The 13,715-nt window shown below is 65.0% G+C and carries 15 protein-coding genes; 12 read left to right on the top strand and 3 right to left on the bottom strand.

Annotated elements, in window-relative coordinates:
- Positions 1-10 precede the first annotated feature (10 nt).
- The 5 genes from DMB86_RS19600 to DMB86_RS19615 all read left to right on the top strand — a co-directional run bounded on the left by DMB86_RS19600 (position 11) and on the right by DMB86_RS19615 (position 2,433).
- Positions 11-1,036: a DUF4192 domain-containing protein gene (locus tag DMB86_RS19600; RefSeq protein ID WP_113719735.1), complete on the top strand. Its 1,026-nt coding sequence runs from the start codon at positions 11-13 to the stop codon at positions 1,034-1,036.
- 175 nt (positions 1,037-1,211) lie between these two features.
- Positions 1,212-1,370: a hypothetical protein gene (locus DMB86_RS20690; RefSeq protein ID WP_171814621.1), complete on the top strand. Its 159-nt coding sequence runs from the start codon at positions 1,212-1,214 to the stop codon at positions 1,368-1,370.
- A 31-nt stretch (positions 1,371-1,401) separates the two neighbouring features.
- Entirely contained in the window at positions 1,402-1,626 is a 225-nt protein-coding gene (locus tag DMB86_RS19605) for a hypothetical protein (protein WP_113719736.1), read from the top strand.
- Positions 1,627-1,666: 40 nt separating this feature from the next.
- Positions 1,667-1,954 (top strand): hypothetical protein, encoded by a 288-nt coding sequence (locus DMB86_RS19610; protein ID WP_113719737.1) that lies wholly within the window; start codon positions 1,667-1,669, stop codon positions 1,952-1,954.
- Positions 1,955-1,956: 2 nt separating this feature from the next.
- On the top strand, positions 1,957-2,433 hold the full coding sequence (locus DMB86_RS19615; protein ID WP_113719738.1) for a hypothetical protein: 477 nt from the start codon (positions 1,957-1,959) through the stop codon (positions 2,431-2,433).
- Here the strand turns inward: DMB86_RS19615 and DMB86_RS19620 are convergent.
- Complete coding sequence (locus DMB86_RS19620; protein WP_113719739.1) at positions 2,430-2,828, bottom strand: hypothetical protein; 399 nt, start codon at positions 2,826-2,828, stop codon at positions 2,430-2,432. The two genes, DMB86_RS19615 and DMB86_RS19620, sit on opposite strands and share 4 nt — an antisense overlap.
- Positions 2,829-3,257: 429 nt before the next feature.
- Here DMB86_RS19620 and mobF point away from each other — a divergent pair, with 429 nt between their 5' ends.
- From mobF to DMB86_RS19640, 4 genes are all read left to right on the top strand, one after another.
- A complete protein-coding gene (mobF, locus tag DMB86_RS19625) occupies positions 3,258-7,748 on the top strand; it encodes a MobF family relaxase (RefSeq protein ID WP_113719740.1) in 4,491 nt (1,496 codons plus the stop codon).
- 50 nt (positions 7,749-7,798) lie between these two features.
- The gene (locus DMB86_RS19630; RefSeq protein WP_129545607.1) at positions 7,799-8,110 is read left to right on the top strand and encodes a hypothetical protein; all 312 of its coding nucleotides are present in this window, start codon (positions 7,799-7,801) and stop codon (positions 8,108-8,110) included.
- 126 nt (positions 8,111-8,236) lie between these two features.
- Positions 8,237-9,073, top strand: a complete 837-nt coding sequence (locus DMB86_RS20420; protein ID WP_129545608.1) for a hypothetical protein — start codon at positions 8,237-8,239, stop codon at positions 9,071-9,073.
- A 12-nt stretch (positions 9,074-9,085) separates the two neighbouring features.
- Positions 9,086-9,307 carry a cold shock domain-containing protein gene (locus tag DMB86_RS19640; RefSeq protein ID WP_113719743.1) on the top strand — a complete coding sequence of 74 codons (222 nt, stop codon included), beginning with the start codon at positions 9,086-9,088 and terminating at the stop codon, positions 9,305-9,307.
- A 490-nt stretch (positions 9,308-9,797) separates the two neighbouring features.
- Here DMB86_RS19640 and DMB86_RS19645 read toward each other — a convergent pair whose 3' ends face one another.
- Positions 9,798-9,974 (bottom strand): CsbD family protein, encoded by a 177-nt coding sequence (locus DMB86_RS19645; protein WP_113719744.1) that lies wholly within the window; start codon positions 9,972-9,974, stop codon positions 9,798-9,800.
- Positions 9,975-10,293: 319 nt separating this feature from the next.
- Here DMB86_RS19645 and DMB86_RS19650 point away from each other — a divergent pair, with 319 nt between their 5' ends.
- Together DMB86_RS19650 and DMB86_RS19655 are read left to right on the top strand one after the other, a co-directional pair.
- Complete coding sequence (locus DMB86_RS19650; RefSeq protein WP_113719745.1) at positions 10,294-10,623, top strand: LapA family protein; 330 nt, start codon at positions 10,294-10,296, stop codon at positions 10,621-10,623.
- 151 nt (positions 10,624-10,774) lie between these two features.
- Positions 10,775-11,095 (top strand): hypothetical protein, encoded by a 321-nt coding sequence (locus DMB86_RS19655; protein WP_113719746.1) that lies wholly within the window; start codon positions 10,775-10,777, stop codon positions 11,093-11,095.
- Between the two features lie 354 nt (positions 11,096-11,449).
- On the opposite strand, the gene DMB86_RS19660 is transcribed toward DMB86_RS19655, so the two are convergent.
- Positions 11,450-12,556 carry a LacI family DNA-binding transcriptional regulator gene (locus tag DMB86_RS19660; protein ID WP_113719747.1) on the bottom strand — a complete coding sequence of 369 codons (1,107 nt, stop codon included), beginning with the start codon at positions 12,554-12,556 and terminating at the stop codon, positions 11,450-11,452.
- A gap of 177 nt (positions 12,557-12,733) precedes the next feature.
- Between DMB86_RS19660 and DMB86_RS19665 the strand changes: the two genes are divergently transcribed.
- Positions 12,734-13,606: an ABC transporter substrate-binding protein gene (locus DMB86_RS19665; RefSeq protein ID WP_113719748.1), complete on the top strand. Its 873-nt coding sequence runs from the start codon at positions 12,734-12,736 to the stop codon at positions 13,604-13,606.
- The last annotated feature ends 109 nt before the right edge of the window (positions 13,607-13,715 follow it).

Raw genomic sequence — 13,715 nt, forward strand, 5'->3', positions numbered from 1 at the left:
AACACAAACCATGAACGACAAGATCAAGATTTCCAGCGGTGCAGGCATCATTGCCATGGTCCTGCACACGCTGGGCTACATGCCCGCCGAGTCGCTGGTCATCCTCGGCATGGCAGGCAACCGCATGCGCGCCACGCTCCGCATCGACCTGCCCCGCCCCGGGGTAGGAAACGAGACCATCGCCACGGTGGCCACCACCCACATGCTCAACGATGTTGAAGCCGACGGCTCGCTGTTCATCGTCTTCACCGCCGAGACCGGCACCGGCGCCCAGCCCCGCGAAGCATTGGTGGAAGCGCTCATGCGCGAGCTCGACAAGGGCGGCGTCCCCGCCCGTGACGGATGGCTCGTCGGCCCCGAGGGATGGATGAGCTACCTCGACCTTGACGCGCAGATGCGACCGCTGGCGGAGGTCACGGACAGCGTCGCCAACGCGGAACTGACGTTCCGCGGCTCCAGCTACGCGCCCACGGCCACGGCCACCATCCCCGAGTTCACCGGCGACGCACCGGCCGCGGCCGCCCGCATCGCCGCGCTGGTCCCCGAGGAGATGACCGACGCGTTCGACACCGAGGCAGGGCCGATGGCCACCGCCCGGGCCACATGGCAAACCGCGATCAACACCTGCGGCCGCGGAACCGACAACACGGCGTTGATCGCAGCCTTCCAAGACGTCATGATTCGTGACCGCCTCATGGCTGACATCCTCGATGCCTCCACCAGCGCCGAGGACTACGCCAACGCCCTGATGGGCGACCTGACCGAAGCCCCGAACTGGCGCCGCGTCGACGCGGCCGAGGCGACGCTGTCCCAACTGCTCACCGAAACCCCGGAAGCCTACCGGGCCCCGCTGCTGGCCGTGACAGGGTGGATTCACTGGCTCAAGGGACGGGGAACAATCGCCAGCCAGTACTACACAGCCGCCCTGCAGGAAGACCGCGGGTACCGGCTGGCCGAGCTCCTCGACCGGCTCGCGGCCGCCGGGTACGTCGCCCCCGTAGCGAAGGGCGAGGCCACCAGCTACAAGCCGGAATAGCGACCAACTGGCGGGGCACCCACCAAGTGCCCCGCCAGCCTTTTGGGTGTCGGCCGGCGGCCTCCCCCGCTGCGCTCCTCCGGCCGCCGGCAACGCTGCGCGACCCCAAGACCGGCGGACAACCCGCCACCGGGCCGGTACAGTGAAAGAAGGACCACGGCACCGGGAGAACACCATGAGCGCAACCGACTACCAGCACGGCCCCCACACCATGACCTACGAGCGACCCTCGCCCCTCGAGCGCCAGGCAGCCGAACAACTCGCCCAGGCCACCCACGACCTCGGCCCCATTGACCTCACCCACGACGCGGCAATGGATGAGCTCCCCGACTAGACTCGGACCCAGGACCACCAAAGATTTTCCAATGCAGAGGAAAAACGCTGAAGGGCCGGCACACGTGCCGGCCCTTCAGCGTCCGACCATCCCGCTAGGCTGCTCGAATGAGGATCACCGGCACCGTCGAAACCATCGAGACAGGACCATCGCCCGGACCGAAACAGACTGCGACAGCTACGACCAGGGCTTCCACGCCATGCAGCGCACCCTCCAAGAGGGAACACGCCTGATCAGCATCCGCGTCGAACGCTAACCACGTAACAGCTGTCACCATCGAGGAAAGGCAGACACCGATGAGCACCATGGAAACCGTCTACGCGGTCAGTGATCCGAAGCCGACCGTCGAGGCCGCCGTAAGGCAGCTGGCCAACCGGCTGGACGAGAGCGTCCGCGGCATCCAGCAAGTATTCGAAGCCAGCGGGGACCAACTCTGGAATGCGGAGTCAGCCTCACACACCGTCACTCCCATGATCGTGACGGAGAACCGAACAGCCGGCCGTGCTTCCTCTGAGGACACGATGGTGACGTACTTTGTGGCGTCAGCCATTTTGATGGTGACGTTCCAAAAGAAGCTCGACTGACTGTGAGCCCGGAAGAGCGCTTTTGGACCAAAGTCGTCAAAGGCCCGGAACCTCGGGACCACTGGCTGTGGAGCGCCGCCGTCGCCGATGACGGATACGGCAGGTACACGCTCAACGCCAACAGACGCACCGTGGCGGTCCGTCCCCACCGCTACGCCTTTCACCTGGCGACCGGCCGTCCCATGGCCGGCCTCGGGATGCTGATGCACGAGTGTGACGTGCCGATCTGTGTCCGCGCCACGACCGGCCCGGACACCCATGTGGTCGAGGGAACCACGCGGGCGAACATGCTGGACCGACGCCGGAAGGGCCGCGACGCCAACGGCACAGGCTTTGCGTGGCGCGGGCTTGCCAGAGAACATTTCACCGCCCGCTCCCGCGCGTTGCGAAATGAAGTCCGCGCCCACGGGTGGACCCGTCCGGAGCGCATCGCCGCACTCATTGCCGGCACGGATCCGGACGCGCCCACCCTGTTCTAAGCGGCGGGCGCCTGCTCCTGGTCCGGGGCAAGGGAATCGTTCGCCTCAACGGCTGTCGCGGGTGCCGGCAAAGTATCGAGGAGCCTCTTCAACTCCGCTCCACTGAGGCCGAGCCGGGCGGCCACGGCGGACTTGCTTTCACCGGTAGCCAACATGTTCTGAACCACCTTAGCCGCGTCGAGCCGGGCCCCCTCGGCGTCCCGCTCCGCCAGCGCCAGGATCGCATCCGCTTTCACCTGGGCATCGCGGCGGACCTGTTCGGCCTGGTCCTGGAAGAGGAAGAATTCCACCGCCTGCTCGATGAGCTTTTCATGGCGGGCCGTCATGGCCTGCGCTTTCAACATCGCCTTCTCCCGCGCCGCGAGCTGGGCCGATGATTTCCGTGGTGCTGCCATCTTGAGACTCCTTCACTGTCGTACCGGACGAGAACCTAACGGCTAGCGCAACCGCCGGTCCACAGGCGGGGCGGATTCGCCACCCCAACGGACCTCGCTGACGCTCGGGCTGGCTGTGCCCGGGTTATCCCCAGGTGGACAGCTCCGAGATTGCGGCGGTCTCTTCGCTGCCCACCTGGGGATAACCCGGGCGACGGTTCCACACAATCGAACGCACCGTGGATAACGAAAAGCATGTTACCCACCGCCCATTCTCATGTGCAGAACCGCATCAAGAACTTGATGGCCCAATCCTACCGTTTTGTGCGCCGCTCCATCGAGTTCGCTCCTCCGTCACACCCACCGATTCCACACCACCCAAAACACCACGATCTGTCACACCTCATGCATCATCGATCAGTGAGGCAGTTTGGCGGTACGATTGCTGTCATGATGACCGTGCACAAGCTCAGTGCCGGCGACGGATACACGTACTACACCCGTGAGGTCGCCAGTGCTGATGAGCTGCGTGCGGCCGGGCGTGAGCTCGGTGACTACTACACCGTGGACGGCAACCCTCCCGGCCAGTGGGGCGGCGGAGGGATCACCCATTTGGGTGTCTCCGGTGAGGTCACCGAGGCCCAAATGGCCGCCCTCTACGGGCAGGGCCTGCACCCCGACGCGGAGGCCATGCTGGCCGCCGGAAAGGACCTCAAGGACGTCCGACTGGGCCAGCGCTACCGCCGCTACGCACAAAAGAATGCTGAGCTGGCCGGGCGGATCACCACCGCTCTGGGCGACTACGAACGCATGAACCACACGGAACCTGACGCCGACACCCGCCGCAAGATCCGCATGAAGGAAGGCGCCCGGTACTTCCGTGAAGTGAACGGCCGCAACCCCAGCGACAAAGAAGAGCTGGGCCGTTTCGTCACCGCCGAAACCACACCCGGCTCCCAGGCCGTCGCCGGCTACGACCTGGTGTTCGCCCCGGCCAAATCGGCCTCCGTGCTGTGGGCCATCGGCGGAGACGAGGCCCGGAAGGAGATTGAAGCCGCCCACCAGGAAGCCATCACCGAGGCCATGGAGTTCCTGGAAAAGGAGGCGACCTACACCCGACGCGGACGCAACGGCGTCCGCCAGGAAGACGTTGACGGCGGCCTGGTCTACACCAAGTTCCGCCACTACGACTCCCGCAATGGAGACCCTCAATTGCATGATCATGTGGTGGTCTCCAACAAGGTCCGCGGCGTCGACGGGAAGTGGTCCAGCCTCGACGGCGGGCTGTTGTACCAGTTCAACGTGGCCGCGTCCGAGTTCTACAACCGCGCCGTCATGGAAAAGATCTGCGCCCGGCTCGGTGTCGGCCTGATTGAACGCAAGGTGGCGGGAAAACGACCCGTGACCGAGATCGCGGGCGTGGACGTGGCCGCCATCGAGGCGGCCTCCTCCCGTCGCGAAGGCATCAAACCGGTCCTGGATGAACTCGCCGCCGAGTTCATCGACAAGCACGGCTACGCCCCCAACGCCAAGCAGATGATCGACCTGGCCCAGCGCGCCACCCTGGCCACCCGTCCGGCCAAAAAGGAAGCCCGCCAACTGGCCGCCCTGGTCCATGAATGGATGGAAGACCTCGGAACGATTCCCGGAGTGGTGGTCGGGCCCGCCGCCCTCGAGAAGGCCCGGGCACACCGACACGACGCCCGCGACCAGGACGGCAGGGACGATAACCCGTGGATGGTTGCGCACGCCGATGAGATCGACCCCGCCCAGGAGGCAGTGGAGGTGATCGCGACGCTGGAGCGCAGCCGCGGCGTGTGGGGAGAGCACCACATTGAAGCCGAAACCCGGCGCCGGCTCGGCTCACGCTTCGGCGAACTGCCGATCCCGCCAGCCCTGTTGGAGCAGGTCAAGGCCCGTGCCATCGACCAGTTCTCCCTGCGCATCACCCCCGAAACACCCGCCGAAAACATCGGCGCCCTGCGCCTGAAGAACGGGCAAAGCAAGTACGGGAAAGCCCACCGGGCCCTCTACACCTCCTCCGGAATCCTGCACAGCGAGGACCGTCTTCTCACGGCCGCCGGCCGCGCCGTGATCCCTGCGGCCACCGGTGAATCCTTCGACACAGCCCTGGCCCGGCAGGGCACAACGTTCGATGCCGAGCAGCTGCGCATGGCAAAGGAATTTGCGTGCAGCGACCGGCTGCTTCTGGTCGGTGTCGGCCCCGCCGGGGCGGGGAAAACGACAGCTCTAAGGCTGGCCGCCGATACCGTCCGGGAAGCCGGCGGGCACGTGATCGGCCTCGCGCCCACGGCCGCGGCCGCCGCCGTCATGGGCACCGAACTGGGGGCGAAGGCCACCACCATCGACTCCTTCGTCCTCAGCCACCAGGTGGAGGATCCGCGCCGGGTCATCCCGACGCCAGGGGATGTCATCATCATCGACGAGGCCGGCATGGTGGGCACCGGGCTGTTCGCCGCGGCCGTCACCATCGCGGACCAATACGGTGCAGTCGTCCGCGCCCTGGGCGATGACCAGCAGCTCTCCGCTGTTGGATCGGGAGGGGCGCTGCGGCTGTTGAAGAACACCATCGGGGCCGTGCACCTGGAAGACCTGCACCGCTTCCGCAACCCGGACGGCACCCCCAACGACGCCGAAGCGGCCGCCACCCTGGCCCTGCGGGAACCCCCGAGCGCCGGTGAGGATGACCCCTGGACGTTCTACCGGGAAAACCGGCGCGTCGTCGGCGGCGACGCCGAAACCATGACCTCACAGGCCTTCCAGGCGTGGCAGAAGGACACCAACGCCGAGAAACACTCGGTCATGATGGCCTTCGACAACGCCACCGTGACGGAACTGAACGCCCGCGCCCAGACCTACCGGATCGCCACCGGAGCCCTGGACACTGACGGGCCGTCCGCAATACTCCGGGACGGGCTGGCCGCCCGCGCCGGCGACGTCATCGTGACCCGCGAGAACAACCGGCGGCTGAGCCTGAACCGCGGCAAGGACTTCGTCAAAAACAACGACGTCTGGCACGTCCGCGAAGTCCACGACGACGGGTCCCTGACCGTCCGCCACGACCAGCACGGCGGAATCATCACCCTCCCGTCCAAGTACGTGCGTGAGCAGACGATGCTCGGCTACGCCGCCACCATCCACCGCACCCAAGGCATCACCTGCGACACCACCCACGCCCTGATCAGCTCCACACTCCCGCGCGCCCTGGCCTACGTCGCAGCCTCCCGCGGGCGCGAAACCAACCGGCTGTACGGCGTGCTGGGCGAAGGGGAAACCCTCGAGGACGTGCTGGTGGCCGTCGCCGCCAGCCATGACGGAAACCTCACCGCCCACGAACAGATGGACGCCGCCCGCGCCCAGGCACGCGCCCTGCCCCAGATGTCCGAGGTGTACCGGGACATCGACGCCCAGGCGAACGAACTGCGCATGGCCAACACTGCCGCCCGCATCCTCGGCGAAGGAGTGGCCGGGCGGTTTACTGGCTCCGACGCGTGGGGGGCCATCGCCACCCACCTGCGTGCCGCCGAGGCCGAAGGCTTCAACCTGAGAAACCTGCTCACCGAATCCTTCGCCGACCGTGAGCTCGGGTCAGCCGATGACGTTGGCGCCGTCATGGCCTGGCGGGTAGAGAACCGGCTGGAGCACTGGCGTGCCCAAGCCAGCCAGCAGGGGCACCGCCCCCTTGAAGCAGTGAGCGATACGGCCCTGGCCCGGCTCGAACGTGTCGCCGCCGGGGAACTGATGCGCGCCAAGGCCAATGCCGGACAGGAGCCAGGGACCGAGACGCCGGCTCGGGCGGAGCTGGTGCGCGGCTGGCGGGCCGAGCGGAAGGAAACGCCCTGGCAGCGGCGCCTCCACGGCCACCTCAGTGACGACGAGCTGGTCACCAGGATCAGTGCCGCGGAGCAGAAGGCCCGCACCGATACGACCATCAACGACCCCGCGGCCGCGGGCAAGGCCCGCTGGCGGGCCTCCTCCCTGCAGAAGGAACAAGCACTGCGGGAATTGATGCACCCGGAGGCCCGTGCGGATGAGGCCTACCAGCGCGGGGCCGTGTCCAACGACCGGCGGGAAGGGAACGCTCCCCGGGTCCAGGCCGCGGCCCAGATCCACCAGCGGATCCGCACCGAAATCGAGGCCCGCCGGCACCTGCCAACACCGGTGACCGCGACTCCGACCCCGGACGGGCTGCCAGCCTGGATCGCCCCCCACGACGTCCTGACCCACCCGGACACGCCGGCCCTCTGGCGGCAGGAACTGGCAGCCCGGCGCGAGCTGATGGCCGCCGAGGCAACACGGCTCGGCGCGCAGCTCGCCGCGGAACCCCCGGCCTGGGCTGCACCCCTGGGGCCCGTGCCCTCCCATATCGGTCATCAGGAGCAGTGGCGTCAGCTCGCCGTGGAAATCTCCACCTACCGGGACAGTTACCGGATCCCGGCCAGCGAGAGCACACCCATCCCCGCCAACCACCAGGGCAAAGGAATCGGCGCCCAACTGGCCGCCCGGGTCACGGCCATGCACAAGTACAGCGCCCAAACCCGCAAGGAACCACTCGCACCGGCCGACGCCGGGCTCATGGCCGAGGCCGCCCAGGTCGAAGCACTGGTGAAGGAAACCCCCACGCCGGCCGAACAGGTCGTGGACCAGCTGCGCCAGACACGAGCCACCGAGGTGCAGGCCACGTTGGGCCCTGCCCAGGAACGTGCCGAGAGGGCAGCGGCCCTGGCACGGAAGGTGCGCGCGAACTGGCGCCCCGCCGGGCAGAACGGGCCAGGCCCGCAGGAGAACGCCGAAGCAGTCAAGGAAGCCATGGAGAACATCCGGGCCCGTCGGGCCGCAGAAGACACACGGCGCGGACAATCCCGGCCCGAGGACGACCCGGCGCCGCGGCCCGACCGCGGCCCCGGCCACACCCGGTAGGCCCGGCACATGCCAATTCCCGGCGACTGCCGGATCTGGCGGGCGCACTGATGAGTGGAATGCACGGGTTCGGGCTCACCGACCCGGTCCTGAGTACCCTCTACACGCCTACGAAGAGCCCGGTCGCCTATATCGATGGGTCCTGCCGTGAACCGCTGCGCTCCCGCGATCAGCAGGCCGCCGTATGCCAGGCCGAACAATGCCGGCAGCAGGACGCGGAGCGCCGGCGTGTGCTGGAACGCCAGTCAAAACACGCCGCACTGCTCAACCGGGGCGATTCGCCGACGAAGGTCACCGCCTTGGCACAGATCCGCGCGCTTTTCGACAGCGGCCGCGAAAGACCAGGACGGCCCCGAGCCTAAAGGGGTGGGACAGGATATGCCTGAAGGGGCAATACCTCGGGTTTCGGGGTTCAATGTCCTGAAGGCTCAACCAGATCGCTCAGGACAGGCGCGAACGCTAGAAGGGGCCGCCTTTACGATCATGGTATGACGTTTGACACGCCAAATGACGAGCAGCCATCCCTGATAAATCTCCACCTTGAATCCGTCGGCCCCGAGCCATCACAGCTTCGATTGCCGTTCCCGGCACCCTACGCTGAACTGTCCACGAGACCGGACGCGTTTGAGTTCCAATGGAAGCTTCTGAATGAGGTCTTTGCGTTGCCGGATCCGTCCCTATTTTCGGCTCTCTCGCGCCCACTGCCAACTGAGGTGCGCTCTGCAATTCACAGATACATTCAGGCCTGCCGATTAATTGCCGGGTACTCGCTCCTGGTTGCGGATCGCAGCTTGAGGCTCAGGAGGGAATCTCCTTCAGCGCGCATCGCCATGACCCTTGAGATGCCGTCGGACGAGATTATTCGTGGGTTCGTAACGCTGTTCCGACAGCTCAGTACCGACGACACGGCCAGCTTTGGCGTGGTCAAAAACCACCTTCGGGACGCGGTAATTGCCGAAGGCGGCGCGACCGCCACCAGCGGGCGCCGTACCATAAAGCTGTGGCAGTCAGCTCGGGCAAGACTGCTAGCAACTTCGCTACAGGATCTAGCTCAGAGGAAAGTCCTTGAGGCCACCTGGCCCAGAGGCGTACCCGTCCCACAACCTGAAAGCACCTACACCCCCCAAGTGCTCATTGATCTGTTCCAGTATGGTGAGTACATACATTGGGACGGGCGCCGCCAGGACCACGCGGCTATATTCCAGAATCCTGCGGCAGGGGCCCTCCTGGAGCTTCAATTCCAATCTGCTCAAATCGGCCTGACGCATCTATATCTAGGCTTCGCAAAGTTAGCTGAGGCAGCCGTCCCCGACCTTATTGACTAACGACATGGCAACATGGGCCGGGAGTCCCATGCATGTCTCGCGCCTGGCTTCATCGCCACCGATGACGGGTCCGCCGACGTCTTCGCCCATTACACTGCCATCACCAGCGACGGCTACTGGTCCCTGGATGAGAACCAGAAGGCCCGGTTCGAGATTGTCCAAGGCTCCAAAGGCCCGCAGGCAGAAAACATCCGCCCACTGGGACCGAGATTCCGCCCTGGCGGCCATTGTTGACGTGCAGCAATGGTTGCAAAACATAGTGGCCAGGACCGCGCCGTATTTTGTATAGGCCACCTTCCCTGACATGTCCGGAAAGGGTCCCTTATGCTTTCCGTGCGGTTTCTTTGGAACCGCTGGCGGGCTGGGAGTGGCATGAAAGGATCGGGGGAACCGGAGGTTGGCCAGGCGCAGTCGGGGGCCTGGTCTTCATGATCCTGATGGCTTGCTCCACGACTCATTTGGCCAGATGGATGGACCACGCGGGAGCGCCGGTGATGATGGGAGTGGCGGTTCCTGCTGTATCGGCGTCAATGAGGACGGATTCAGGCCCCTTGGAACTCTTATCTGGCCGATGGCCACCCCCGTTACGGCACCGTTCATGGCGATGAACTTTGCCCGGCCTCCCAGGCAGTCACGGGACTGTTATTGTCGGCGCCAGGCTCCGAAGAGGACCGGGCCGTGCCTCGGGGGAAGGCAGAGGCCTGCGATGGGCGCTGACGGCGGGTCAGTGCTTCTTGAAGGCGTCCCTGACTTTATCCCCGGCTTTCTTCATGTCGGCCTTGACCTGGTCTGCTTTGCCTTCAGCTTTCAACCGGTCGTTGTCGGTCGCTTCGCCGGCGGTTTCCTTGCCCTTGCCGCCGGCCTTCTCGGCGGCGTGCTTGATCTTGTCACCCAAACCCATGATGCTGCCCCTCCCCTGTGCTAGGCCTGCCGGTCCTTGTCGGCAGGATTCCTTCAGCATAACCCCGGAAACACGGGGTCGGCAGGGGGCTGAATGACGAACTGGGAAAATGCCGAAACGTCCTTCCACGGCGACTGTCGCCGGGGGCCGGACCGCCCTCTGTGAGGGCACAAACCAGCCAACTGCGGCGGTCTGGACACCTGCCCGCGCTACTGTTGCCGCTCTTCAGCCCGGGCGTAGGCTGAGGGCGAAGACGAACAATCGGTGCGTAAAATTCGACCAAACCACCCGCGAGTTCATCAGAGAGGACAGTGCCCCCATGACTGAGGAGAGGAACCCCCAGGAAAGTACCCCGCCGCAACTCACCGGCGGCCCGGCACGACCCACGACCAACAGCGTCGTGACGCGTGCGAGCATGATGTGGGTGGCGACGGCCGCGGGCCTGCTGGTTCTGGTGCTCCTGATCATCTTTATCCTGCAGAACCAGGAATCCGTCACGCTGCACTACTTCGGACTCAACGGCACCGTGTCAATTGGCGTGGGACTGTTCATTGGAGCGGTAGGCGGCGGCATCATCGTCGCCATTGCCGGCACGGTTCGAATCATCCAGCTGCGCACCCGGGTCCGCCGCAACAAGCCCAGGCCCTGAGGCTGGCATCCTGCGTGAAAACCATCCAACTTTCCAGGAATTGGTGAGGCCCGCTGCTGCGGTGTCCGACGCGCCCACCATCACATCATCGACCGACTCTTGCCCGGGCCACCGCTACCGCCGCGCCCCTCACCACCGGTAATGTGGCGCCATGGCCATCGAACTGATCTCGCTGACCCCAATGCAGGCCCTGGGTATCCCGGTGGCCCTTGTCGGTTCCGTTTTCCTGGCCCTGGGCGCACAGTTCCAGCACCGCGGGGTGTCAGAGGGTGAAACCGCCGAGACGAACGCCACTAAAACAGGGCTGAACATCAAGGATCTACTGACCCTGGTGCGCCGGCCCGCATGGTTGGCTGGGACGCTGATGCTCGGCGTGGCCATCCTCTTGCAACTTTTCAGCCTGTACCTGGCACCGCTGACGGTTGTTCAGCCCCTGGGCGCCCTCGCTCTCGTTATTAGGGATGGCTTGTGAAAAAGTGAAATATGCGACGCTAAGGTTTTGTCAGGATCGTGGACCTCTCCGCGGCCCAGTCCGCGATCATCGAGAACAGCGAGAAAAAGCCGCCGTCACCGATGACGGCCACCATGTCAGCCCGACGATGAACGCTCCGGCGGAACCTGAACTGCTTCTCGGACGTTGGCCTGATTGATTCTGTTCCATGCTTCCGAGGATCTTTCCATGTATCCGCGAAGTTCCTTGACCGCTGCACAGCGGTTGGCTGCCCTCGAGCTCTTCAAGGAAGGGCGTGGTGGGCACAAGACGGCACCCACCAAGCATGGTGCGCCCCGTCTCAGCGCGCCCGTGGCGAAAACAACACCGATCTGGTCAGACGTAAACCCCAGGGTTCCGTTCCCGCTTGTCCTCTGCGGTGCGGGGCGTACCGACGGAGCCCCGCCGGACCAGGCTGGCCGTAAAGGCCGGTGTTGTGGCCTCCTGCTTCTGTCCCTCAATCTGCCGGATGAGGGCATTGGCGGCTGCCACGCCCATGTCGTAGACGGGCTGGGCTATGACCGTCAGTGGCGGTGTGGTCAGGCGGGTCCACGCGAAGTCGTCGTACATAAGGAACGAAACGTCCCCCGGGATGGAGAGGCCGAGTTCCTGGATGCCCTCGAGGACGCTGAGCGCGATGAGTCCGTCGGAGGCGACGACGGCGGTGGCCGGGTCGGACATGAGGAGGACTTCACGCGTGATGGTCTTGATGGATTCGCCGTTGCCGGCATTCAGCCGCACCAGGTCCTCAGGGAAGTACAATCCGGTTTCCAAGAACGCCCGCCGCATGCCCTCCAGGCGGTCCATGATCTGCGAGGAATCCAGCTGCGCCCCTTCGATGTACGGGGTGTCGGCTTTCAGGGTGGAGATGAAAGCGATCCGACGGTGCCCCCTTTCGAGCAGGTACAGGGTGGAGTCGTAGGAAATGCCGGTAATGTCCGCCGCGATGGTCTCAACGGCGAGCCCCTCGGCCCTGCGGTCCAGCAGGACCAGAGGACGGCCGGAGTCGTAAACACGCTGTAAATGTTCGGTTTCCACTGACGATGCGGGGGCCACGATGAGGCCGTCCACCCTTTTGTCCAAAAGGACCTGGACGGCGTCGACTTCCGCGGTCGTTTCCTCGTCGGTGTTGATCAGGATGACATTGACTCCGCTCTTCTTGGCCGTGTCGGAGATTCCACGCATGGCGAGGCCGAAGTGCGGATTTTCAATATCACCCACTACCACTCCGATGGTGTTGGACTTGCCGGTGTTCATGGTCCGGGCCAGTTCGTTGGGCCGGTAGTTCAACAGCTCGGCGGCAGCGAGCACCCGTTCCCTGACGTCATCGCTGACAGCGCCATAGCCGCCCAGCGCACGGGCGGCCTGTGCTTTCGACAGACGGGCTTCCCTTGCGACATCGGCGACCGTCGCGTCACGTCTCCTTGCTGAAGGATTGCTCATTTTCCACTTTCTTTAGCTCTTGACCGATGGGTGTGTCATGAATTACAGTTCTAGCAATCGATGTGAGTCCGGTCTCAATCATAGGTTGTGAGACCGGACTCCACAAGAGAATCACCCAAATTCACACGCGGCCCTACCCCAGACACCTTGCCGCCCACACCCGATTGGAACACGTAAGTGAAAAAATCCTTCAGGCTCCGCCCCGCCGCCCTGCTGGGCGCTGCGCTTGCCGCGGTCCTGGCCCTCTCGGCCTGCGGCGGCTCCTCTGCCGCCGTCAGCAATAACCCGTATGGGCTGATCCAGCCGGGCACCATCAGGGTGGCCAGTGTGGGAGACTCCAAGCCCTATACCTTCACCGACGCGCAGGGGAACTTCACCGGTTTCGACGTCGAACTGTTCACAGACGTCGCACACCGCGCCGGCGTGGACAAGGTCGTCTTTACCGGACAGGACTTCTCCTCCATCCTGCCTGCCGTTGCGAACGGGCAGTTCGACGTCGGGGTAGCCGCGATCGGCATCACCCCCGCGCGTAAGCAGACGGTGGATTTCTCCAACGGCTACCTGGCCGGCTACCTGACCGTCATCACCACCAAGACCTCGGGGATCAAGAGCGCCAAGGACCTGGCCGGCAAGCGCTTGGGTGTGGTGCAGGGATCACTGCAGGAAGCCTATGCGGTGAAGAACTTCCCCAATGCGAACCTGGTCCGCTTTCCGGATAACAACACGGCGATCTCGGCAGTCAACAGCGGATCCGTGGATGCCCATTTCCTGGACTACGAGGCCGCCAAGACCTACGAGAAGCAATTTGGTCTAGTCAGCGCCGCGGACATCCCCTCCTTTGACGCCCCGGCCGGTTTCGCCGTCGCCAAGGACAAGCCGGCCCTGCTGACCGCCCTGAACAAGGCCCTGGCCGCAGCGATGGAGGACGGGACCTGGAAGAAGCTGTACCAGAAGTGGTTCCCGGGCTCGCCGATGCCCGAGCAGTACCTGCCCAAGGCGGAGCAGACCTCCAGCCCGGCCCCGTCCCCCAGCGCAGCCCCAACCCAGTAGGATCGGCGCGCACGAGGGGACATCCGCGCGGGCCGGCACCAAACCCGGGACCGGCCCGCGCACCCCTTGTCCCGCACCCCTTCGTATTCGACAACCCCTATCTCTGAGA

It is taken from the genome of Arthrobacter dokdonellae, from assembly GCF_003268655.1.
GTDB lineage: Bacteria > Actinomycetota > Actinomycetes > Actinomycetales > Micrococcaceae > Specibacter > Specibacter dokdonellae.

Coding starts and splice junctions, on each gene's coding strand:
- DMB86_RS19600 (WP_113719735.1), top strand. CDS start 11: ATGAACGACAAGATCAAGATTTCCAGCGGTGCAGGCATCATTGCCATG.
- DMB86_RS20690 (WP_171814621.1), top strand. CDS start 1,212: ATGAGCGCAACCGACTACCAGCACGGCCCCCACACCATGACCTACGAG.
- DMB86_RS19605 (WP_113719736.1), top strand. CDS start 1,402: ATGCAGAGGAAAAACGCTGAAGGGCCGGCACACGTGCCGGCCCTTCAG.
- DMB86_RS19610 (WP_113719737.1), top strand. CDS start 1,667: ATGAGCACCATGGAAACCGTCTACGCGGTCAGTGATCCGAAGCCGACC.
- DMB86_RS19620 (WP_113719739.1), bottom strand. CDS start 2,828: ATGGCAGCACCACGGAAATCATCGGCCCAGCTCGCGGCGCGGGAGAAG.
- mobF (WP_113719740.1), top strand. CDS start 3,258: ATGATGACCGTGCACAAGCTCAGTGCCGGCGACGGATACACGTACTAC.
- DMB86_RS19630 (WP_129545607.1), top strand. CDS start 7,799: ATGAGTGGAATGCACGGGTTCGGGCTCACCGACCCGGTCCTGAGTACC.
- DMB86_RS20420 (WP_129545608.1), top strand. CDS start 8,237: ATGACGTTTGACACGCCAAATGACGAGCAGCCATCCCTGATAAATCTC.
- DMB86_RS19640 (WP_113719743.1), top strand. CDS start 9,086: ATGGGCCGGGAGTCCCATGCATGTCTCGCGCCTGGCTTCATCGCCACC.
- DMB86_RS19645 (WP_113719744.1), bottom strand. CDS start 9,974: ATGGGTTTGGGTGACAAGATCAAGCACGCCGCCGAGAAGGCCGGCGGC.
- DMB86_RS19650 (WP_113719745.1), top strand. CDS start 10,294: ATGACTGAGGAGAGGAACCCCCAGGAAAGTACCCCGCCGCAACTCACC.
- DMB86_RS19655 (WP_113719746.1), top strand. CDS start 10,775: ATGGCCATCGAACTGATCTCGCTGACCCCAATGCAGGCCCTGGGTATC.
- DMB86_RS19660 (WP_113719747.1), bottom strand. CDS start 12,556: ATGAGCAATCCTTCAGCAAGGAGACGTGACGCGACGGTCGCCGATGTC.